The organism is Thalassospira sp. B30-1, assembly GCF_015767575.1.
Taxonomy (GTDB): domain Bacteria; phylum Pseudomonadota; class Alphaproteobacteria; order Rhodospirillales; family Thalassospiraceae; genus Thalassospira; species Thalassospira xiamenensis.
On record NZ_CP065232.1, the window covers coordinates 2,898,086 to 2,919,469 of the forward strand.

General features: G+C 54.5%; 19 protein-coding genes. 8 read left to right on the plus strand and 11 right to left on the minus strand.

The features are described from left to right. Window positions 1–89: 89 nt before the first annotated feature. On the minus strand, window positions 90–743 hold the full coding sequence (locus IT971_RS13890; RefSeq protein ID WP_063094638.1) for a TIGR00725 family protein: 654 nt from the start codon (window positions 741–743) through the stop codon (window positions 90–92). Window positions 744–833: 90 nt separating this feature from the next. On the opposite strand from IT971_RS13890, the gene IT971_RS13895 reads away from it, so the two are divergent. After that, entirely contained in the window at window positions 834–1,622 is a 789-nt protein-coding gene (locus tag IT971_RS13895; protein ID WP_063094636.1) for a DeoR/GlpR family DNA-binding transcription regulator, read from the plus strand. A 170-nt stretch (window positions 1,623–1,792) separates the two neighbouring features. Beyond that, window positions 1,793–3,439, plus strand: a complete 1,647-nt coding sequence (locus IT971_RS13900; protein WP_063094635.1) for a U32 family peptidase — start codon at window positions 1,793–1,795, stop codon at window positions 3,437–3,439. Between the two features lie 59 nt (window positions 3,440–3,498). On the opposite strand, the gene IT971_RS13905 is transcribed toward IT971_RS13900, so the two are convergent. The 3 genes from IT971_RS13905 to IT971_RS13915 form a co-directional block, all read right to left on the minus strand. Beyond that, a complete protein-coding gene (locus IT971_RS13905) occupies window positions 3,499–4,092 on the minus strand; it encodes a DedA family protein (protein ID WP_063094633.1) in 594 nt (197 codons plus the stop codon). A gap of 92 nt (window positions 4,093–4,184) precedes the next feature. After that, the gene (locus IT971_RS13910; protein WP_063094630.1) at window positions 4,185–4,598 is read right to left on the minus strand and encodes a DUF3830 family protein; all 414 of its coding nucleotides are present in this window, start codon (window positions 4,596–4,598) and stop codon (window positions 4,185–4,187) included. Window positions 4,599–4,609: 11 nt separating this feature from the next. After that, the gene (locus tag IT971_RS13915) at window positions 4,610–5,836 is read right to left on the minus strand and encodes an SLC13 family permease (protein WP_063094628.1); all 1,227 of its coding nucleotides are present in this window, start codon (window positions 5,834–5,836) and stop codon (window positions 4,610–4,612) included. A gap of 599 nt (window positions 5,837–6,435) precedes the next feature. Between IT971_RS13915 and IT971_RS13920 the strand changes: the two genes are divergently transcribed. Together IT971_RS13920 and IT971_RS13925 are read left to right on the plus strand one after the other, a co-directional pair. Continuing rightward, window positions 6,436–7,569 (plus strand): type III PLP-dependent enzyme, encoded by a 1,134-nt coding sequence (locus IT971_RS13920; protein WP_063094626.1) that lies wholly within the window; start codon window positions 6,436–6,438, stop codon window positions 7,567–7,569. An 11-nt stretch (window positions 7,570–7,580) separates the two neighbouring features. Next, window positions 7,581–8,087 carry a GNAT family N-acetyltransferase gene (locus IT971_RS13925; RefSeq protein ID WP_063094624.1) on the plus strand — a complete coding sequence of 169 codons (507 nt, stop codon included), beginning with the start codon at window positions 7,581–7,583 and terminating at the stop codon, window positions 8,085–8,087. An 89-nt stretch (window positions 8,088–8,176) separates the two neighbouring features. Here the strand turns inward: IT971_RS13925 and IT971_RS13930 are convergent, their stop codons facing one another. Continuing rightward, window positions 8,177–9,742: a YbaY family lipoprotein gene (locus tag IT971_RS13930; protein ID WP_063094622.1), complete on the minus strand. Its 1,566-nt coding sequence runs from the start codon at window positions 9,740–9,742 to the stop codon at window positions 8,177–8,179. A gap of 175 nt (window positions 9,743–9,917) precedes the next feature. Further along, window positions 9,918–10,808: an SMP-30/gluconolactonase/LRE family protein gene (locus IT971_RS13935; protein WP_063094620.1), complete on the minus strand. Its 891-nt coding sequence runs from the start codon at window positions 10,806–10,808 to the stop codon at window positions 9,918–9,920. A gap of 297 nt (window positions 10,809–11,105) precedes the next feature. Here IT971_RS13935 and IT971_RS13940 point away from each other — a divergent pair, with 297 nt between their 5' ends. From IT971_RS13940 to fhuB, 4 genes are read left to right on the plus strand one after another with little or no spacing between them, the layout of a single operon-like run. After that, window positions 11,106–11,882 (plus strand): ABC transporter ATP-binding protein, encoded by a 777-nt coding sequence (locus tag IT971_RS13940; RefSeq protein WP_063094618.1) that lies wholly within the window; start codon window positions 11,106–11,108, stop codon window positions 11,880–11,882. Window positions 11,883–11,892: 10 nt separating this feature from the next. Beyond that, on the plus strand, window positions 11,893–12,840 hold the full coding sequence (locus IT971_RS13945; protein ID WP_063094616.1) for an iron-siderophore ABC transporter substrate-binding protein: 948 nt from the start codon (window positions 11,893–11,895) through the stop codon (window positions 12,838–12,840). A 6-nt stretch (window positions 12,841–12,846) separates the two neighbouring features. Further along, window positions 12,847–13,779 (plus strand): ABC transporter substrate-binding protein, encoded by a 933-nt coding sequence (locus IT971_RS13950; RefSeq protein ID WP_063094614.1) that lies wholly within the window; start codon window positions 12,847–12,849, stop codon window positions 13,777–13,779. Between the two features lie 32 nt (window positions 13,780–13,811). Then, window positions 13,812–15,821: a Fe(3+)-hydroxamate ABC transporter permease FhuB gene (fhuB, locus tag IT971_RS13955; RefSeq protein WP_223305169.1), complete on the plus strand. Its 2,010-nt coding sequence runs from the start codon at window positions 13,812–13,814 to the stop codon at window positions 15,819–15,821. Here the strand turns inward: fhuB and IT971_RS13960 are convergent. From IT971_RS13960 to IT971_RS13980, 5 genes are all read right to left on the minus strand, one after another. After that, entirely contained in the window at window positions 15,818–16,201 is a 384-nt protein-coding gene (locus tag IT971_RS13960) for a hypothetical protein (protein ID WP_063094610.1), read from the minus strand. The two genes, fhuB and IT971_RS13960, sit on opposite strands and share 4 nt — an antisense overlap. Window positions 16,202–16,272: 71 nt before the next feature. After that, window positions 16,273–18,687 (minus strand): TonB-dependent receptor, encoded by a 2,415-nt coding sequence (locus tag IT971_RS13965; protein ID WP_063094609.1) that lies wholly within the window; start codon window positions 18,685–18,687, stop codon window positions 16,273–16,275. A gap of 82 nt (window positions 18,688–18,769) precedes the next feature. Continuing rightward, complete coding sequence (locus tag IT971_RS13970) at window positions 18,770–19,822, minus strand: FecR family protein (RefSeq protein ID WP_223305171.1); 1,053 nt, start codon at window positions 19,820–19,822, stop codon at window positions 18,770–18,772. A 75-nt stretch (window positions 19,823–19,897) separates the two neighbouring features. After that, window positions 19,898–20,422, minus strand: a complete 525-nt coding sequence (locus IT971_RS13975; protein ID WP_063094605.1) for an RNA polymerase sigma factor — start codon at window positions 20,420–20,422, stop codon at window positions 19,898–19,900. A 139-nt stretch (window positions 20,423–20,561) separates the two neighbouring features. Further along, on the minus strand, window positions 20,562–21,356 hold the full coding sequence (locus IT971_RS13980; RefSeq protein ID WP_063094603.1) for an NAD(P)-dependent oxidoreductase: 795 nt from the start codon (window positions 21,354–21,356) through the stop codon (window positions 20,562–20,564). Between the last annotated feature and the right edge of the window lie 28 nt (window positions 21,357–21,384).

The following is a 21,384-nucleotide window of genomic DNA, read 5'->3' on the forward strand; positions in this document are numbered from 1 at the left end:
CATCGTCCGAGGGCCAAGCTATGCGAGTCTGAAAATTTACACAAATGTAAGTTTAATGACATTTGCGAACACAAAAATCGCCGCACCTATCAATTCACACCCAGCCCCAAAAATGCACTGGCGATCTTTGACAAAACAGCATCGACATCCTCGCAACGCACGACGCCGGGCACAACAGGCGCACTGGGCAGAGCGAAAACAGGACGATCATAATGCAGTCCATAAGCCATTTCCGTGATCGTGCCATATCCACCGCCCACAGCAATCAAAAGCCGTGCGGACCTTGCAATAACGGAATTACGCGTCGGACCAATACCGGTTGCCAACGGGATTGTGACATATGGATTTGCCGTCTCGAACTCATCACCGGGCAACAGACCAAGGACCAGCCCCCCCGCCTCATAAGCCCCGCGTGACGCGGCTTCCATAACACCAGTGCGCCCGCCAGTCAGCAGGGTATAGCCAATTTCAGCCAACCCCTTCCCCAGCGCTTCGGCATCCGCGCACTCAGCGTCACTAGCAATCTTTGCGCCAATGACCGCAACCGGAACCTGACGCACTTTTTGATTCTGAAACAACCAGCGCACAGCCTCTTGTGGGGTAACCGCCTGTAAGTTCACCTCGGATATCGCAACCAAACCGGCGACCTCATAGTCCCGAGCTTTCCAGCAAAGTGTCCAAGGATCAAATACTTTGCCCGCACAGCGCAGGACAGAGTTTCCCGTATCAATATGCAATTGCATGTTGCAATATCCTTTTTCCATCGCAATAAACTGGCCCGTTATGTAAACTAATTTACAATTCGAAACCAGAAAAGATTACAAGGCAGAAGAATGACATCGCCGACGACGCACGATATTCCAGTCGATCTGAGCCCCAGACAAAATGAAATCCTTCACATCATCCGTGATCAGGGATTTGCAACTCTTGAAGCTTTGGCCGACATTTTTGACGTGTCGACACAAACCATTCGTCGCGATGTCATCGATCTCAGCAAACAGGGATTTTTGCAACGTTTTCATGGCGGCGCAGGCCTGCCCAACAGCATGGTCCGTCTGGGGCATGAACAGAAAAACCGCCTTTCGCCAGAAGCCAAACAACGTATCGGAGAGCGTGCAGCACGCATGATCCCGAACGGGGCATCTGTATTTCTTGATGTCGGCACCACGGTCGAAGCCCTTGCTCGTGCCCTTGGTAAACATCGTAACCTGCGACTGGTGACCAACAGCTTGCTGTGCGCTTCAATCGCCTCGGCGCAATCGCATCAGGAGATTCACGTTATCGGTGGCCTTATATATGGCAGCGACGGATCCTTGGTCAGCAACGACGCCCCCGCAGCCATTCGACGCTTTGCCTTTGATTACTGCGTGATCGGGTGTTCGGGTTTTGATAAAAATGGCACCCCGCTCGATCATGACAGGCAAAAAGTCGCGATCAAGAATGCAGCGATCCGCTCGTCACGGCACAGCATCCTGATTGCGGATCAATCGAAATTCCAAGCCCATCCCTTCATGCGAATTGCCGAAACCACGGATTTCAGTGATTTCGTTACCGACATGATCCCACCGCCCCACATCAATGATGCCTTTGAACAGGCAGGGGTCTGCATCACCGTCGCCTGATAGAGAGTGACAGCAACACTGCGTAATGCAAGGACATGGCTGTTGCGCAGCAATGCTCCTATGCAACATAGCGCAAATATGCGATTTTAATCGGCACAGGCAGCAGGCTGTGATAGAAGCCGCAGCACAAGATTTCCCGCAGACGACAAAATAGAAAAGACCCGCAAGTGATGAGTAATCAATCGCGCCGTTCCGAATTGCTGATGCCCGCTGGCTCGCTCGAAAAACTGAAAGTCGCCGTCCTTTATGGGGCTGACGCGGTTTACATGGGCACGCCGGACCTCTCACTTCGGGTCAAAAGCCAGATGTCGCTTGATGATGTGGTCGAAGGGATCGACTTCGCCCATGAACATGGCGTTCGCGTTTACCTGACGCTGAACCTGTTCTCGCACAACAAGGATATCGACAAGCTGCCGGAATATGTCGACACCGTGCGCAAGGTCCGCCCCGACGGGCTGATCGTTGCCGATCCCGGTGTTTTCATGTTTGTCCGTGAACATGCACCGGAACTTGATCTGCATGTTTCGACCCAGGCCAATGTCTGTTCTTGGCAATCGGTCAAATTCTGGCAAAGCATCGGTGCCAAACTGGTCGTTCTAGGCCGCGAGGTTTCCTACGAGGAACTGACCGAAATCCGCGCTAAATGCCAGGACATCAAGATCGAGGCCTTCGTGCATGGCTCGATGTGCATGACCTATTCCGGGCGTTGCCTGTTGTCGAACTTCATGGCCGAACGCGGCGCAAATCAGGGTGCATGTGCCAATTCGTGCCGCTGGAAATACAAAGTCCACATGAAGCTCAAGGACGGAACGGTCAAGGAACTCAAACTGACCGAAGAAAACCTCGAAATGTTTGACTTCTTCCTTGAAGAAGACATGCGTCCGGGCGAACTGATGGAAATTCAGGAAGACGAACGTGGTTCTTATATCCTGAATTCGCGCGATCTTTGCATCATGCCGAAACTTGAAGATTACCTGAAAATCGGTGTCGATAGCCTCAAGGTAGAAGGCCGCGGCAAAAGCCCCTATTACGCTGGCCTCGTTGCACGTGCCTATCGCATGGCGATTGATGACTGGTACAAAGATCCTGAAAACTGGTCTGCCGAAGAATATATGAAGGAACTGGCGACCATCCCGAACCGTGGCTATACGTTGGCATTCCACGATGGCCGCCTGACCAATTATGCACATGGCTATGACAGTAATACCAATGTGTCCGATTGGGAATTTGCCGGGATGATTGAAGAAGTCGAAGACGACGCCTTCATCATGTCGGTCAAAAACCGCATGCTGCCCGGCGACGTCATCGAAATCGTCCCGCCGCGCTCGCGCCAAACCATTTTCATCCGCATGTATGAATTCATTGATGCTGTCACCGGCAAGGTCGGCGAAGCGGTGCATGCCAACACCCATCCGCGCATCCGCCTGCCGTTCTCCCTGTTTGAACAGGAAGACCCAGAATTCCTGAAGCGCGAAATCCTGCCGATGACCATCGTGCGCAAGGAAAAGGCCCTGTCCGAAGACGAATGGCAACGCCTGAAACTTGATCAGGAAGGCCACAAGATCGAAATGGGCAAAGGCAATGAAGAACGCTATGACGCCAAACGCGAAGCGCTTCAGACCGCCCTTGATGACCGCCAGAAAGAACGCTCTTTCAGAACGCCCCGCGTCGGCACAAAGGGCTGCTGCGGCCGTGGCTGCAACGGTTGCCTGATCTTCTGGCACGATGAAAGCTACGCCAAGGCGCGCGAAATCCTCGCCAAACGCAAACAGGGCGAGATGCTTGAAAAAGACGGCAAGACGATTGCGGCTGAATAAGCTCGCGCCAAGCCCGAAGACAGAAACGGCAGTCTGATCAGGCTGCCGTTTTCTTTTGGCTACTTGATGGCCTTTTCGGCCTGTTGCTCAAGCTTGTCGATCCGGCGCAAGCCCAGCCAGCCCAAGGCAAGAAACATAACAAGCAGGATCGGACTGAGCAGCGTCAGATTGCGTTCCAGAAGTTCCGACATCCCCTCGCCCAAGACGTATCCAAGCGCAAAGAACGCTCCGATCCAGATCAGGATCGAGATGATGCTAAGAGGCAGGAACCGCATAAATGCCATGGAACTCATGCCGACCGGAAACACACTGATCGAGCGGACGGTGTTGGGATAGCGACACAGCATGATATAGGCGACACCATAATGCTCGAACAGGCGCATGGTTTTGCCCAGCCACTTTGAAAACGAGTCAGGAAGTTTTCTGACAATCGCATCGCCATATTTCCGGCCCAGCCAAAAGCGCACCATGTCTCCGACAAATGCGCCGGAAATCATCGCAGCCATGGATGGCCCGATCAGAAGGCTTTCGGATACGACAAAGATGCCGACAAAAACCGGCAGGATGCTGGCCTTGCTGACGCAATAGGTAAAGATCAGCGTATAGACCAGTTGCTGATGATCCTGAATCCAAAGATTTATTGTCTCGAACACGTACGCACTCGCCCGCCTGCCCCAAAGATTAGAAGGCTTCTAGGCCAATCCGGTCATATAAGCGAGTGTGCTGCTTCACACTGCGGACGCGATCACGCCATCTCAAACCGGATAGGCTGGGCACCTTCCCAAAGCGTCATCTTGCCGAGCTTATCAAGGTCCTCAAGATTGCTGATGACCGTGATGAAATGGTTTCCGGCAAGCTGGCCGACCTTGGATGCGAAATGCACACCGCCATAGGCCAGCAGGATTTCGGTTTCGCTGATCCCGCCGGGATAGAGGATGATCTGGCCCGGAGCCGGAAAACTGGTATGGTTTTCGTAACCGACACCAAACTGATAATCGCCAAGCGGCATCCACACACCCTCGCCGCTCCATCGGACATGGACGGCTTTGCTCTCAAACGGCATGCGATCCATGAACGCCTTGCAGGTTTGCGGCGCCTTGTCGATTTCAAGCACCCCGTCAAAGGTAAAAGGGCCAGCGGTGATTTTAATCTCGGTCATGATAAATCCATTCAAACAAATAGCATGATCCAGCCCCACGCAAACGCAAGGCTGATCAGGGTAACCGGGATGCCGATGCGGGCATAATCGCCAAAGCCGATGGTAATACCGGCGGCACGGGCCTGTTCGACCGCAATGATATTGGCAACCGAACCGACAATTAAAAAGTTGCCCGACAATGTGCTAAAAACCGCAAGCCCATGCAACAGCTCCGGCGTCCAGTCCGGGCCAAGCGACAGCAACATCATGACCAACGGCACATTGCCAATCGTGTTACTGCCCACAAGCGAAAGGGGTGCCAGCACCGCCGGATTATCAATCCGAAGCCCGGATAAAGCATCACGGAAAAACGCGGCAATAGCATCATCCCCGGCCATTGCCCCGGTAACGATGAACAGCCCGCAAAACAGGGCCAGCAAATGCCAGTCGACTCTGCCCAGCACCTGATCAGTGCCAAGCCTTCGGCTGAGCAACAGCACGGCCACAATCAGCAGTGACCAAAGGGCGCGGTCCTCGACAAAGATAAAAATCGCAATTACCGCAAGGGTCGCCGCCACCGCCTTGATCAGCATCAGCCGGTCAAGGATGATCGCAGTGCCTTCGTCCAGCGCCGAGCCGTTTGGCACCGGATCAAACGCGGCCCGTGTCATCGGCCCGAAGCCAATCACGCCATAGACAATTAAAAGCCCGATCAGGGCGGGCACTCCGCACGCCAAAAGGAAGGCGGTAAAATCAAGCTGCCCGAATTCGGCAATCATCAGGTTCTGCGGATTGCCGATCAATGTCGCGGCCGATCCGGCATTGGCCGCACACGCCACCGCAATCACATAAGGACGCGGATCAAGCCTGCGTGCCATCACCCCCTGTATCAGGATCGGCGTCACCGCCCAGACGACAACATCGTTGGTCATCACCGCTGACAACCCGCCGCAGATCGCAATCACCCCGGCCAGAAGCCCGCGCGGGGTCAGGTCAAGATGGGTAATCCGGTTGCCGATCCAGTCAAAGAAACCGCTGGCGGCATATTGAGATGACAACACCATCAATGTCAGCAAAACCGAAAGTGTCGCGAAATCGATCGATGCGAGTGCCGCATCCCCATCAACCGCGCCGCTTAACAAAAGCACCAGCGCCCCGATCAGCGCAATCCCCGTGCGATTGATCGCAAGCCCCGGCCAACGCCCCAGCGCCATGCCGATGTAGACTCCGCCAAATACGGCAACAACCAGCCAGTCCAATCCGTGTCATCCTGTTTAAATTCGGCGCGCAATAGCCGCCTGTTATTTACCGCTACTCTGGTAATCGGACGCGGTCAATCTCATCTCGGGCACGCTGCGGGATATGCACAAATTGCAATGCCCTATGTTGAAATCCGATAAATCACCTTCTTGCCAATCCAAAAACCGGCCTTTCGCGCCATTTTGTGCGAAGCAACATGCTTTGTTCGACGTTTCTGCGGTTGTTCCATGACAAAACGCCATAAAATTTCACTTGCACGTGGAGTTTAACAGGCGTACATCGCGACTTGCCCAAAGTCGCACGTGCCTGTGGTGGTCCTGCTTATGGAACCCTGTAGGACTTACTTAAAGCAACGACGGTGTAGGGCTTTTTTGGTCTCAGGTGGTTGTCCAAATACCACCGACACTGAAGAGGCACACCATCATTGCCCTACGTGCGGACGGGAAACTCCCATCCATAGCGAGGCAAAAAGTTTCGCAAGTTCCGGTAGGCACCGGAGCTTATCAGCCTGTCGGTAGTCCGCGTTACTGCGCCTCCACCGCGCCTAAACGCATCAGGTACCGCAAGCTGCCATATCGTGGAATGGGAGAACGCCCCAATGGCAACGCAGCGTATTATCGATTTTCTCGCCCAGAACCGACCGGAAGGTCCGTGCCTGGTCGTCGACCTTGACGTGGTTCAGCGTAACTACGAAACCTTCACCCGTGCCCTGCCGGATTCCCGCATTTTCTATGCGGTCAAGGCAAACCCGGCACCGGAAGTTCTCAGCCTGCTTGCTGATCTAGGTAGCAACTTCGACACTGCATCCGTGCCCGAAATCGAAATGGCGATGGCCGCAGGTGCGAGCCCAGAGCGTATTTCGTTTGGCAACACCATCAAGAAAGAACGCGACATTGCACGTGCCTACGAAATGGGTGTTCGTCTGTTCGCCGTTGATTGCGTGGAAGAAGTCGAAAAGATTGCCCGTGTTGCGCCGGCTTCGCGTGTGTTCTGCCGTATCCTGACCGACGGCGAAGGTGCCGAATGGCCGCTGTCGCGCAAATTCGGTTGCGCGCCGAGCATGGCGCTTGAAGTACTCCAACATGCCCATCACATGGGTCTGGACGCCTATGGCGTTTCCTTCCATGTCGGATCGCAGCAGTGCAATCTTGATGCTTGGAACATCGCCCTTGCAGAAGCCTCTTCGATTTTCCGCACCCTGGCCGAAAAGGGCATCGTCCTTCGCATGGTCAATATGGGCGGCGGTTTCCCGACCCGTTATCTGCGCGACGTTCCAGCAACCGAAGCATACGGTGCTGCAATCATCGACGCGCTTCACAACCATTTCGGCAATCACATGCCTGAAACCATCATCGAACCGGGCCGTGGCATGGTTGGCGATGCAGGCGTGATCAAAGCTGAAGTCGTTCTGATTTCGCGCAAACATGCCGATGACGATGTGCGTTGGGTTTACCTTGATATCGGTAAATTCGGCGGCCTTGCCGAAACCATGGACGAGGCAATCCGTTATCCGATCACCACGATCCATGACGGCGGCGATGTTGCACCGTGCGTTCTTGCCGGTCCGACCTGTGATTCGGCCGACGTACTCTACGAAAAGAAACCCTACGACCTGCCGGTTGCACTGACAATCGGTGACGAGGTTCTGATCGAAGCAACCGGTGCCTATACCACCACTTATGCCTCGGTGGCGTTCAACGGTTTCGCACCGCTGACCGCCTATGTGATCTAGGGATCGCATCGATGATCGTGATTGATCGCGAAAACAGCCTTTCGCACGTTGAACGTGAAAAGCTGCTTGATCGCGTCATGGGTCCGGCGCGCTTTCAGAAATCGTCTGAATTGCTGCGTCGTGGCCGCCTTCCGGCTGATGGCCTGGCGTTTGTCGCCTTTGATGGCAAACACATGATCGGAACCGTCCGGTTGTGGAATGTCAAAGCCGGTGACAGCGGATCTTCGCTGTTGCTGGGGCCGCTTGCGGTTGAAAAGGCCTATAACGGCTCGGGCGTTGGTGCGGGTTTGATGTATGCGGCGCTCAATGCTGCACAGTCAGCCGGGCACCAGTCAGTTCTGCTGGTCGGCGACCCGGATTATTACGCGCGCTTCGGCTTCAATGCGGCCCCTGCCAACGGGCTTCTGATGCCCGGACATTTTGATCGCCACCGGTTCCTTGGCATCAATCTTGGCAATGGCGATGCCCTTTCCGGTTCCACGGGCATCCTTCGGGCCACTGGCCAGATGACACATTAAGATGGCACATTGATAAAACCGACCTTAATCTGATAAAAAAGCCCCGCAGCAGATGCTGCGGGGCTTTTCTGTTACGGGCTTTTCGATCATCAACTAGTGCAGTTGTTGCGCGACAGCCAGCCGATAAAGATACCGTTATGTTCAAGCCGCTGATGGCTGAAACATTCGCCGCCGGGATAGGCCCCGCTTGCCGGAGTAAAGCGCACGGTTCCCTCGCCTGGCAGACGGTTGGTATTGGCCTCGACCAGTTCGGTATGAACCTCGCCAAGTCCATCTGTTGGCGCAAGACAGTCATAGCGCCCGCCATTATTATTGATCGTGCGAACGCCGACCATGCCATGGTTCAACGGCCAGGCTTTCAGAACCGATGTCAGATCACCGCTTGATACGGCAAGGCAGGAATTGATTGCTGGCATCAGTTCGTTGATCAAGCGTGTCCATTCCAGATTGTCGGGCTTTTCAAGTTCCTCGATATCGACGACCGGGAAATCGCCGGGGGCAAGTGCAAGCCCGGTAATTTCGGCCGAAACCGCACATTTGGTAGAACCACTCGGCCCGGTCCAGATCGCTTCCTGCCCTTTGCCACGAATTGAATATATCTCGTTGGCATATTCGTATCCCGACCCGGTCCGCTTGATGTTCAGAATCAGGGGTTCCCGGCCAAGGAATTCCACGACCGCCTCGTCCTTGCGGCCTTCAAATGTTGCATAGAACCGGCTTTTATCCTCGCAGACAAAGGTCTGGCGTCCGGTAACCGGGGCCATTGCCGCCTCGCCCAGGGCGGCTTCGATCCGGCTTAATGCAACCTTGCTTTGTGCCATCGCACCGCTGACTTCATGTTCATCCGGGGTACCCGGTGTGCCATCGACGGTTTTTGATCCACCGGCAAACCGTCCCATCGCAAAATCAAGATTCAGGGTAAAGTTCAATGTCTCGCCATCGCTGCTGCCACCAAAATTGATACGCTTGGCATCTTCGGTGAAGCGCAGCAATGTGCCATTACGGTAATAGAATTTGATGTCCGAACTGCCATAATCGCCAAGGTCACGATGTTCCTCGACATAGACCGGCTCACCGTCTGTCGTAACATAGGCCTTGAATGTCGCCTTGCTGTCCCCGGCGCTATAACTGCCCGGGATCACGCGCAGATCGGGCAATTGCGCCTTGATGGCCGCTACATCGCGATCAACATCGGAGCTACCACCATTCCGTGCGGCGGCGGCGGATTCCGGTCCGACCCGCTTGACCAGAACCGAGACATCATCGGGCGCATCATTGGTCAGCACGGGATATGCCTGATCATTGCGAAACAGAAGATCGCCATTCTTGGTCTCGATCTTTGCCTCGATCACATATCGATGGCGTGGATCAATCTGTTTGGCGTCATAGGGCAGGATAAATACCATCGGCGGATTGGTCACCGGATGGGTGATGGATGCAATTTCCATCGACGGCGCATCGGCTTTTGATACATCAAGAAGTCGCACGACAAGGTTCGCACTGTTTGGTGCCAGCGCAATCCTTTCGCGGAAAACGACGGTGCCGGTAACCCGGTCCTGATTGGATTGTAGTCCGGTACAGCCCGTGACCAGGGCCAAAAGCCCGATCATCAATACCGCCTGCAACCTTCCCCAAATCCATGAAGAGAGTTTCATTATGGCCTCAGTTTGCTCGTGTTTTTATCGGGTGTAGTCCCCCACCCCTAATCGTGAACGCAAACAACAAGAAAACCAAGGCCAAAAAGCGGCAAAATTACTGATTAAAGTTATGTTATTTCATCACGGCACTCAGGCGGCAAAACCGCCTGACACCATGGAACCCAGTACCTGCCTAACCGGCAAAGCGGGTGCAAACCTGCCCCGCCACATCGGTTTCAATCGACAACAAAGCACCTTCAAGATCGTTGCCATTGCCGTCCAGCCCGACGGATGCTGACGTGATATAAAGCGTCTTGAGATCCGGGCCACCAAAAACACAACTGGTCGGCTGGGTCACCGGCAATTCGACTATACGATCCACCGATCCATCGGGTGCAAACCGGATCAGGCAACTTCCCCCCCAACGCGCGTTCCAGATATAGCCATCCGCATCCATTGCCGATCCATCCATATTCCCGCGCGCGTGCGGACCAAAGAACAGTTTCGGGTTTGAAGGCACACCGGTCGCCATATCGAAATCATAGACATCAAGCGTGTTCCTGATCGTGTCGCCAAAGAACATCTTTGTGCCATCGGCCGACCACAGCAACGTATTGGAAATCCCGATATCGGCAACAAAGCGTTTGATATCGCCATTCGGCTCGACCCGGTTCAAAGTTCCCGTCGATACCGTCACGGGCAGGTCTTCGCCATTCGGGCCAATATTGTTTTGCATGCTCCCGTGCCAGAACCGCCCTGCCGGATCGACACGCGCCTCGTTCGACCGATTGCCGGGGTGATCTGCATCTGGGGCAACAAACGGCGTGGTCTGTCCACTTTCGGCATCCAGAAACGCCAAACCGTCGGCCAAGGCCACCAACAGCCCGCCAATCGTGCGTGGTACGATGGCCGATACTGGCTGATTGAAAGTCCAGCTGCGCGATCCGCCATCGCTCGGGCGCAAGGCGAATGCGGTTTTACCGACAATGTCGACCCAATAAAGGACACCATCCTCGACATCCCAATGCGGTCCTTCGCCCAGCGTACAGCGCAGATTTGGCAGAACCGTTTTAACTTTGGACATAATATCTCCCTGATATTCTGGCGGGTTTTCCCCGTTTTAACCTGTCCCCTTAATGCAAACCAGTCGGCCATCAAGCCACGATCCGGCGCAGGGAAATCATTATGTCTATTGCTATCGCGAAAGGGAGAAACTGAAAAGTCATTTTGTATGATGATTGACTTAAACCATGGATCTCAATCGCAACTCGGTTGCATTTTCATTTGGTTATTGATAGGCATTCTCATATTCAGTTGCCTGCGTTGCCGGATATAATCCGTCATTTCGCATCGGCACCGACTTCTTGCGAGTTTCCGCCCAATGTTCGATCTGAAAAATGTCTCCTTCCAAAGCGAAGGCAAGAACCCGAAAACGCTGCTTGGCGATATATCGGTGTGCTTCCCGACAGGCGAATTCAGCGCGATTGTCGGACATAACGGATCGGGCAAAAGCACGCTTTTGAAATTGCTCGCCCGCAAAAACAAACCGGCATCCGGCCAGATTACGCTAGATACGCAAATCCTTGATAGCCACAGCACACGCGATTTCGCCCGCAAGGTCGCCTATCTGCCGCAAAGCCCGATTGTCCCAGCCCATCTCAGTGTCCGTGAACTGGTTGCCTTTGGCCGATATCCGTGGCGCGGCGCCTTTGGCCGATATCGCGCGGAAGATCACGAAAAAATCGACCGTGCCATGGAAATGACCCACGTCACCGAATTTGCCGACCGCTTTGTCGCAAGTCTTTCGGGTGGGGAACGCCAACGTGTCTGGCTCGCCATGCTGCTTGCCCAGGATGCCCCGGTTCTGTTGCTTGATGAACCGACATCCGCCCTTGATGTCGGTCATCAACGCGACATCCTGCAACTTGTCGCCAATCTTAAATCCGAAATCGGCCTTACCGTGATTGCCGTTCTGCACGATATCGACATGGTCGGGCGGTTTGCCGATCATATCCTCGCCCTTCGCGGCGGCCGAACGTGCTGGCAGGGCACAGCAGCCGACTTCATGCAGGCCGATACGCTTCGCGATATTTTCCAAACCGAAATAGGTGTGATCCGCTTGCCGGAATCCACTCATTATGTCAGTTACATAGCCTAGGACCCTGACCATGCGAAACCGTCTGATCGCTTCAATTGCCTGTTCCTGCATGATTGCAACCGGCATCCTTGCACCGACCATCGCCCCGACAATCGCATTGGCTGAAACCTATCGCCATGAAATGGGAACGGTAAATTTCGCAACACCCCCGACCCGGATTGCCGTATCGAACTGGTCACTGACGGAAACGGTTCTGGCCCTTGGTCTTGATCCGGTCGCCATCCCGGAGGCCGACGGATATCGCGCATGGGTCGTCGAACCTGCCCTACCCGCTGAATTTGCCGATCTTGGCGAACGCAGATCCCCTAACCTCGAAGTTCTGCGCGATAGTCGCCCCGACGTCATCCTGATCAGTAACGAAGTCGCCATGGCCTATGACAAGCTATCGGCTCTTGCCCCAACCATGGTCTATTCGATCTATAACAGCGATCAGTCCGCCCTTGAAAAGGCCGAGGAGCTCACGCGCAATATCGGTAAACTGACCGGGCGCAGCGACAAGGCCGAGGAAATCATCGCGTCGGCCAATCAACGGATCGCCGCCGCCGCCGACCGCATCCGCAAGGCCGTTGGTGATGATGCCAAATTCTCGGTCGTACGCATCCTTGATGGTGCCCATTTCCGCATTCACGGCACTACATCGCTTTTCGGATCGACACTGGCGCGGATGGGATTTTCCAATGCATGGACCGGCCCGCTTAATGGCTGGGGCTTCAGCAATGGCGAAATTGGCGATCTTGCCAAACTCGGCCCGGCTCATGTCGCCTATATCGAACCCACCCCCGATCCGGTAAAGGCCAAACTTTTTGCTTCTCCGGTCTGGAAGGCACTACCGTTCAACCGGCAAAACACCGTCTATGAAGTCCCTGCAAGCTGGACATTTGGCGGGCTTTTGTCGGCAGCACGTTTTGCCGAACAGCTCGCTGATGCCGTGACCAAGACCACCGCACAGGGATCGTAGACCGATATGATCAGACACCTGTTTCTTCGCCTCTTCGTGATCGCCGGTTTAACCGCACCACTTACGCCACAAATGGCCCATGCCGATCCGATCACCATTGAACATGAGCACGGCACCCTGAAGCTTGATGCCCCTGCTAAACGCATTGCCGTGACCAATTGGGCGACAACCGAAACCGTCATTGCACTTGGGTTGGCCCCGGTCGCAATTGCCGATCCCGACGATTACCTTGACTGGGTTGCCAAGCCGGACCTTCCCGAGAACTTCACCGATATTGGCCAGCGCGCCGCCCCCAATATGGAAGCTCTGCGCGCGGCCAAGCCCGACCTGATCGTGATCAGCAAGAACCTTGAAATGGCATATGACAGTTTCAATGCCATCGCCCCAACCATCGTATTGTCGGTCTATAACAACAATCGCGATGCCCTGCCCGAGGCGCAAAAACTTCTCGAAACCCTCGCCAAGGCCACCGATCGTCAAGCCGAAGCCAAAGCATGGCTTGACGATGCCGATGTCAAATTCGCTGAATATGGCGATCGTGTCCGGGCCGCCATGCCGCCGGGTCGCGCCCTTGCCATTACCCAGTTCGTCTCCGAAAGTCATATTGGACTTTATGGCAAATCATCTCTGCCCGGCACGGTACTTGCAAAAATGGACCTGCCGCTGGCCTATCAGGGGCCTGTCAATAATTGGGGCTTTGCCAAGGGTGGCGTCGAGATTCTTGGGCCCCGCGCGCAGGATACACTGGTGTATCTGAACCCGGTGCCCGACGTGATCCGTGAAAAAGTCTGGGCATCCCCGGTCTGGAAAATCCTTGATTTCGTTAAGAATGACCGGGTCTATGAATTGCCCGTCGTATGGGCCTATGGCGGCATGCCATCGGCCTTGCGCTTTGCCCGGCTTCTTGCCGAAAGTATGGAAAGCGGCCCGGTTAAATGAGCGGCCAAAAGTCCCGTGAAGCGAACCCTGCAATGACACGCGCCATCAATAGTGACATGAACCGCTTTTTCCATCGCGGCCCGGCGATCCTGTGCCTTGTCCTTGCGATCTGTTCCGTTGCCATCCTGATCAACGACCTTTGGCCGTTCCTGCAAAACGGCGCCGGGATGAATGCGCTGTTTCATCCCGGCGAAACCGATTTCGACCAAATCCTGTTTCATTTCAGCACCCTGCCCCGTATCGCGATGGCCTTTATCTGCGGAGCCGGTCTGGCCTTGGCTGGGGCGGCGATCCAGACGGTATTGCGCAACCCCTTGGCATCGCCGACCACCCTTGGGGTTGGTGCCGGTGTTGAATTTGCCTTGACGGTATTTCTGCTTCTGGCCCCTGCGGCCTTGGCCCCGTTCAAAGAAGCCGCTGCCCTTGCCGGTGGCATGATCGCCCTTGGCGCGGTTTATCTGATTGCATCGCGGCGCGCCAATGCGACACTGTGGCTGATCCTGGCCGGGATGATCATCAATCTGATGCTGCAATCGGGCACGCAGATTTTCCTGCTGTTTAACGAACAATATCTGCAATCGGTCTTCATGTGGGGGGCAGGAGATCTCGCGCAAAATGGCTGGGACTCAACGCAGTTTGTTTTGCCCCGCCTGCTGGTTGGTGTTGCGGTTGTGCTGTTGCTGTCACGCCCGCTTGATCTTCTTGCCCTTGGTGACGACACCGCAAGCTCGCTTGGTGCGCGTGTAACCATCCTGCGACTGCTGATTCTGGGCTTTGCCGTCTTCATTACCGCATCGGTCATTTCGGCCGCCGGATTGATCGGTTTTATCGGTCTGGCGGTTCCTGCCGCCCTACGCATTGCCGGCCTGACGCGTTCGCGCGATCTGATGATCTATTCGCTGTTGACCGGGGGCTGTGCATTGCTGTGCATCGACTTCCTTGTCCGGCAGATGAATGGGCTTGGTGGTGACATCGTTCCGACAGGTGCGGCCACCGCATTGATCGGTGCCCCCTTCATCATTCTGATCCTGCGCAAGGCACGGATCATGCCCGGCCAGCAAAGCGAGGACCACCACCCCGATCAGCAGATTGTCTCGAAAAATGTGCTGAGCCTGGTACTGGTATTAGGGTTGGTTACAGGCCTCGGCTTATCTTTGTTTGTATCGTTTAACGGCCATGATTTTGTGCTTCTGACCGGCGGTGAAAGCTTCCATGACATCCTCCTCCAGCGTTCCGAACGCACCTTTGCCGCGATCATTTGTGGTGCGGCACTGGCGGTTTCAGGCACGTTAATTCAACGCGTTGGTCGTAATCCTTTGGCCAGCCCTGAAATTACGGGCGTCAGTTCTGCTACCGCACTTGCCATGATCATCGCCCTTGTCTTCTTTGGCTTCGGGCAACGCGCCGATCTGATGTTTGTCGGAGCGGTCGGCGGGATCATTTCGCTGATCATTTTATTACTTCTATGCCGAAAATTCACCCACGCCCCGCATTACCTATTACTCAACGGCCTTGCTTTAACCGCCATTTTGGGTGCCATTGTACGGATTGCTCTGACCCGCAGCGGCACACAGACCTCAATGCTGATTTCATGGCTGGCTGGCACCACATATTTTACCCGCATGGACGAAGTCCTCATCGTCGCGGGGGTTACTGTGGCCTTGCTGATTGTGGTGATTGCGGTCCGTCGTCCGCTTGAACTGGCATCATTTGGCAATGATCAGGCCACCTCGCTAGGCCTTGGCATTTCAGGCTTTCAGTTCTTCATCATGCTGCTTGCTGCCATCCTTGCCGCCAGTGCCACCCTGCTTGTCGGGCCGCTCAGTTTTGTCGGACTGATGGCACCGCATTTGGCGCGTATTGCCGGGTATCGGCTTGCAGGCGGCCATTTGCTTGGTGCGGTTCTGATCGGGGCGAATGTAATGATGGTGGCCGAATGGATGGCCAGAAACCTGCTTTATCCGCAACAACTGCCAACCGGCCTGATCGCGGCACTGATCGGAACGGCCTATTTCCTGTTTCTGGCAATCCGAAAACGCTAGGGTTTTGGCCAGTTCTCAGCCATCGCATAAGCCTTTTCAAGGCTATCAGCATGTTTAATCGGAAATGGCAGCATTTTTGCAAAGTTGCTGCTCTCCAATTCTTCTGCATGACCTTCGTGGTCGTGGTCATCGACCCGGATCACGCCATACAGAAACGCCGATAACCTGTCACGATTTTGCTTGAACCAAAGGGCGGCCTGTTTGCGGGTTTCGTGATCCTGATCAGTATGGCCCTGAACCGTCATGATCAGAAGCACCGGTTGTGTTCGGCCCGAAAGCGCATGAAGGGCGGTGATATAGGCAGCCCCGTCCACTTCGCTTTGGGCATCTTTCATTTCAAACAGGACAATCCCGTGACGCGGTTCCGAACTTGTAAACATTCCGTCTCCTGAACACCGAAACACCCGGCGGGACGCCCCGCCGGGTTGCCATGCTGCTATATACCGCCAGATCAGAATTCCCGACGGAATCCGATCAGGATCGTCCGGCCAAGTCCGGCAATGGAATATCCGCGAAGGGCGGTTGCTGCCGGGTTTTCATAGCTGGTATCAAGAATATTCTCGATGCCAAGCCGCGCCGTTCCGCCCATCACCGGGTAATTGGCCGACAGGTTGAAAACCAGACTTGGTTTGATTGTCTCGTCTTTGATACGGTTACGTTGGGCGGTATATGTGCCATCAAACCGAACATTCAGATCATCCCAGACATAACTGTCGACATAGCCCGTGAACCGGAAGGGCGATGGAATGCGGTTGTTGGGCAGCCAGCTTTCCAGATCGCCGTCTTTATCTTTGTCATATTTTCCTTCAACATAAGACGCCAAAGCCCCGACATAGGTATTTTCGGTCAGATCATATTCTGCACTCAGCTCCGCACCGATGATGCGTTCTTTTTCCTGACTGAGCGCATTGGTCGCAGGGTCAAAATTGTTACCGTGTTCGTTGGTACTCATATATACTGCCCCAGACGTCCGGAAATTACGCGTGTCATAACTTGCGGCAAGTTCATATGTCTTGACCTTGGATGCTTCGACATCGATCTGCGAGAAATTCAGTGGTACCCCTTGGGTCCCGGCACGACGGGTGTAGGCACCAACATCGGGAACGGCAAAACCTTCGCTATAGCTCAGTGATGTATCAAACTGATCGGTCCAGTGAACCACCGCAGATGCGTTATAGGTAACGGCATCATAGGTCGTGCTGCCGCCGGTAAATTGCGCTGCAGGGAAATAGGCACTCGCGACGCCACCGACATAGCGCATATAGTTAGGCCGCAGGAAATCATCGACCGTCAGATCATATGTCTCATAACGAACGCCGCCAGAAACATCGACAAAACGCGTGATCGGCGCACTTAATTGGGCAAAAACCGCCTTGCCGTCCTGATCCATTGGTGCGCCGATGTCGCGTCCACTAACGGTGCGATACTTGATCTCATCAAATGTCAGATCCCCGCCCCAGCTAAGTGTCAGTCCGTCATACAAATCGTCAATTCCGGTATCGGTTGAAAGTTTGACCCCATATTTCTGCGCATCAATAACCGACTGTCCCAGCGGATCCTCAACCGCGGGGCTGCCCGGTAATGCGACCAGTGCAAAATTATAGGTCGCATCATACTGTGCCCGCGACGCCTGCTTGTAGGTGTCATTGTAAAACAGTTTAAGATCGCCACGGCCCAAAGCCCCCAGATCAAACTCGTATCCAGCAGTCAAATATTCGCTTTCTTCCTCAAGCGGCTGCCCGTCATATGGGGCCAAAAAATTCACTGCCGCAGGATTGGCCCGCACGTCGGGATAGTAATCCGGCTTCTGACTGAACCGGACGATTTCGGTCGAAAGCGAAACCCGGTGTCCTTCAAGAAAACCATAGCCGAGCTTGCCAAACAGGTTCAGATTCTCGGCATTGTCAAAACTACCCTGCCCCATCATCGGGTCGGACGGCATTTGTTTCCCATAGCCGCTATACTGGTTTTCGGATGTTGATCCGGTAACACTTGCAGCATAGTCGAATTTCCCCACGCCACCGCTGCCGGAAAGAGTAAGCGACGGCGCAAGGCTGTCACCGATATCCTGAGTGAATGCTTTTACATGGGTATCGACAACAAAGATGTTCTCCCCCGGTGTCCCGGTCTTGGTTACGATATTGACCGTCGCCCCAGTTGCACCCTCTCCGTTCAGGGCGCTTGAACCCGGAATAACTTCGATGCTTTCGATCAGTTCCGGATCAATCATTGACAGAATGCGGCTGGAATTACGTAGCGGCGTATTGCGACCAATCCCGTCAACAAGCACCTGTATGTCGCGCCCTCGGAAAGTTTCCGTGCTGCTGGTCAGGGTTTGCGCATCGAACATAAAGCCGGGAACAGCATCCCGCAAAAGGGTCGAAAGACTGTTGGACTTTGCGAGCTGCGCCTCAATCTGGTCGCGGCCAATTAGCACCACTGAGGGAGACATGCTTTTTATTGAGCGTTTCGAACGACTTGCCGAAACCACAATATCCTGCAGGATGATCTCGCCACTATCCGACTTTGCCGCCGGAATGATTTTTACGCTGTCAGCCCCGATAAACTCAAAATCATACCCGCTACCTGCCAGCAGGGTTCGCAATGCTTCCGTCGCGGTTACATCCCCTGCAAACGGCGTTGCAACCACCCCTGCAAGATCGCCCTGTACAATCAGCTGCAAACCAAACTCGGTCGCCAGTTGATCAAGTGCCGCGCGGAGATCTTGCGTTTCAATGCGGATTGTATGGACCGTATTAGCGTCCTGTGCCTGCACCATTCCGGTACTGCAGATCATCAGGACAGACACAAGTGCGCTTGTTCCAAGCAGGCGCATCATCGCGCTTCGTTCGTGTTTCAAGATCATTCCCCCATATCTGAAAGATAATAATGCAAATCACTATTACCCTCATGACGAATGGCTCGCGGGAATGAGGAGGTCATTTTGTTTATTTTTTTGAAATCAGATGAAAACCACCCGGATAGGCTTTATTTTCAAGATCATAGGCTGCCATCAGAGCATTCATCGCACTGTCGGGTTTTGCCAGATCGAAATTTCCGGTAACGAAAATATCGCCCATACGCGGATCAAGGATAAAGTTCTGCCCCGGCAAAAGCGGCGAAATCCGTGCGATCAATTCCTCAAGCGACATCTCGTTAACCATCCAGCGACCATTCCGCCATCCGGCAATGCGATCCACATCGCGCGTACCATAACGCATGTCACCCGTTGGCAACTGCCACGCGGCACGCCCGGCGGAAAGCTTTGCCAAACGTATGTTGCCGTCACTCTGGCGCAGATCGACCAAACCTTCGCTGACTTCCACCCGGGCGAGCCCCCCCCATTTCGAAGCCACAAAGGCGGTGCCGACGGCCTGGGCGGTAATATCATTCAGACGAACCCGTAAAGGCCGGGATTTGTCAGGAGCAACTTCAATATAAATGCCACCTTCAAGAACCGTAATATCGCGCCCGGTATCATCATATTTGACCGCAAGCCGTGTTCCCGGTTCCATCCAGACCCGTGAACCATCTGTCAGTTCGTGAATTTCGCGGACCGCACTGGCATCGTTGGCCGCGATCAGATCCGGATCGCGACGAAGCCCACCCAGCACAAACAGACCAACGAGGACCAATCCGATAGCTGCCGCCAGCTTCGGCCGAAACCGGCGTTTGCCGGATTGCATTCCCGGCAATCGCCCCTGCCTGCCTTCAAGTGCGCCAAGACGTTCAAGATCGGCGCGGATGCCGTCAAGATCGACGGGTTGTCTTTCAGTATTTTCCTGCGCTACTCGCGGACTATCCGTTACGGCCATTTCCATGCTGCGCCATGTCTGGCGTGCCCGCATCAAAAGCCGTACATTTCCTGAATTTTCAGCCTGCCAGTTCTCAAAAGCCGTCTGCTCACATCGATCCAGATCCCCCTGGTCAAGGCGGATTGCCCAAAAATCGGCAATGTCTTCATTGCTTTGGCAGTCGTCGGGATAGCGAAACTCTGTCATGGCAATGGCGGGATCCGGCAATTGATCGAATAGCTTGATATGTAAAAGACGAATGGCAATGCACAAAGAGGATATTCAGTTTTCATATCGCGCCAGCACCGTTCGACAATGTTTAAGAGCATGACGCAAGTGTTTTTCGACCATATTGCGACTGATGCCAAGGGTTTCTGCGGCCTCCGCCGGGCTGAGATGGTCGCGCTTGCACAGCAGGAAAGCATCCCGGCAGCGCGGCGGCAATCCATCAATCGCCCGACCGACAATAGCGATACGTTGCCGGTCTGCACTTATTTGTTCTGGTGTCACACTATCCCCGATTGCATCGGGTATATCGGCAAGGTCGGCGGGATCGGTAAAATCAAGCGGATTTCGATTGCGACGGCGCAGCGTATCAATCGCCAGATTGGTTGCCATTCGCATCAGATAGGCAGGCGGATTGTCAACTTCGCGCGGGTCGACGGCACGTTTGCGAAGTTGGATATAAAGGTCTTGCAACACATCATGGCTTTCCTCGCCAGCGGGCAGATATTTCTGCACCTGACGCAACAGGCGCCCGTGGTATTGTTGATATATCCCATCCCAGAAACGGTCCCTGACCGTCATGTCTCTCACCGGCCTAGTCAGTAATGATAACGGTTATCATTTTCATCAATGCTTATACAGCGCACGATTTCAGGGTCAATCCCAAAAGCAAAAGGCCCGCTTGCGCAGACCTTTGACTGTAAAGTGAGCGGTGATTTGATCAGTCTTCAAAGTGGCCTTTGGCAGCAAAACCACCGCCCTGATAGATCACAGCCGGGTCGTGACGGTCTTCGACCGGGAAGGCTGCCTCGATTTCTGCGCGGAAGATCTCGGAACTATCCAGCGGCTGCCAGCCGATCAGTTCGGCATGGTCGTTGCTCCACCATTTGGTGCGGTTGTTCGAAACCCCATACATCACCAGATGGCCGGTCATCGGTGCATCAAACACTGCCTTCATCAGGGAAATGAAGTCACGCGGGCTCATCCAGGTCGACAACATCCGGCGATCGCGCGGCTTTTCAAAACATGACCCGATACGAAGCGAGACGGTTTCAACATCGAACTTGTCGAAATAGTAACTCGCCAAGGCCTCGCCGTAGCATTTGGTGACGCCATACAGACTGTCAGGGCGCAGTTCGGATTTGTCATCAAGCTTGGTCGTGCGCTTGTGGAACCCGATGGCGTGGTTCGAACTGGCAAACAGGATGCGTGGCTTGCCGTTTTTGCGGGCACCTTCATACAGGTTATAGGTGCCAAGGAAATTGGCCTGCAGCAGGTCATCAAATGCGGCTTCGACCGAAATCCCGCCCAGATGAATGATCCCGTCGCAATCCTTGGTCAATTCATGGACAGCCGAACGATCCGAGAGATCGCACGGCACGACTTCCTCGCCCTGACCAGCCGGATCCATCGGCGCGATATCCGAAAGGCGCAGCACATCGGCATAGCCTTTCAGCCCCTCACGCAGGATTTTCCCAAGGTTGCCAGCAGCACCGGTAATCAGCAAACGTTTCATTGTCTTCCTCTTTGAAGTCATCTTGACC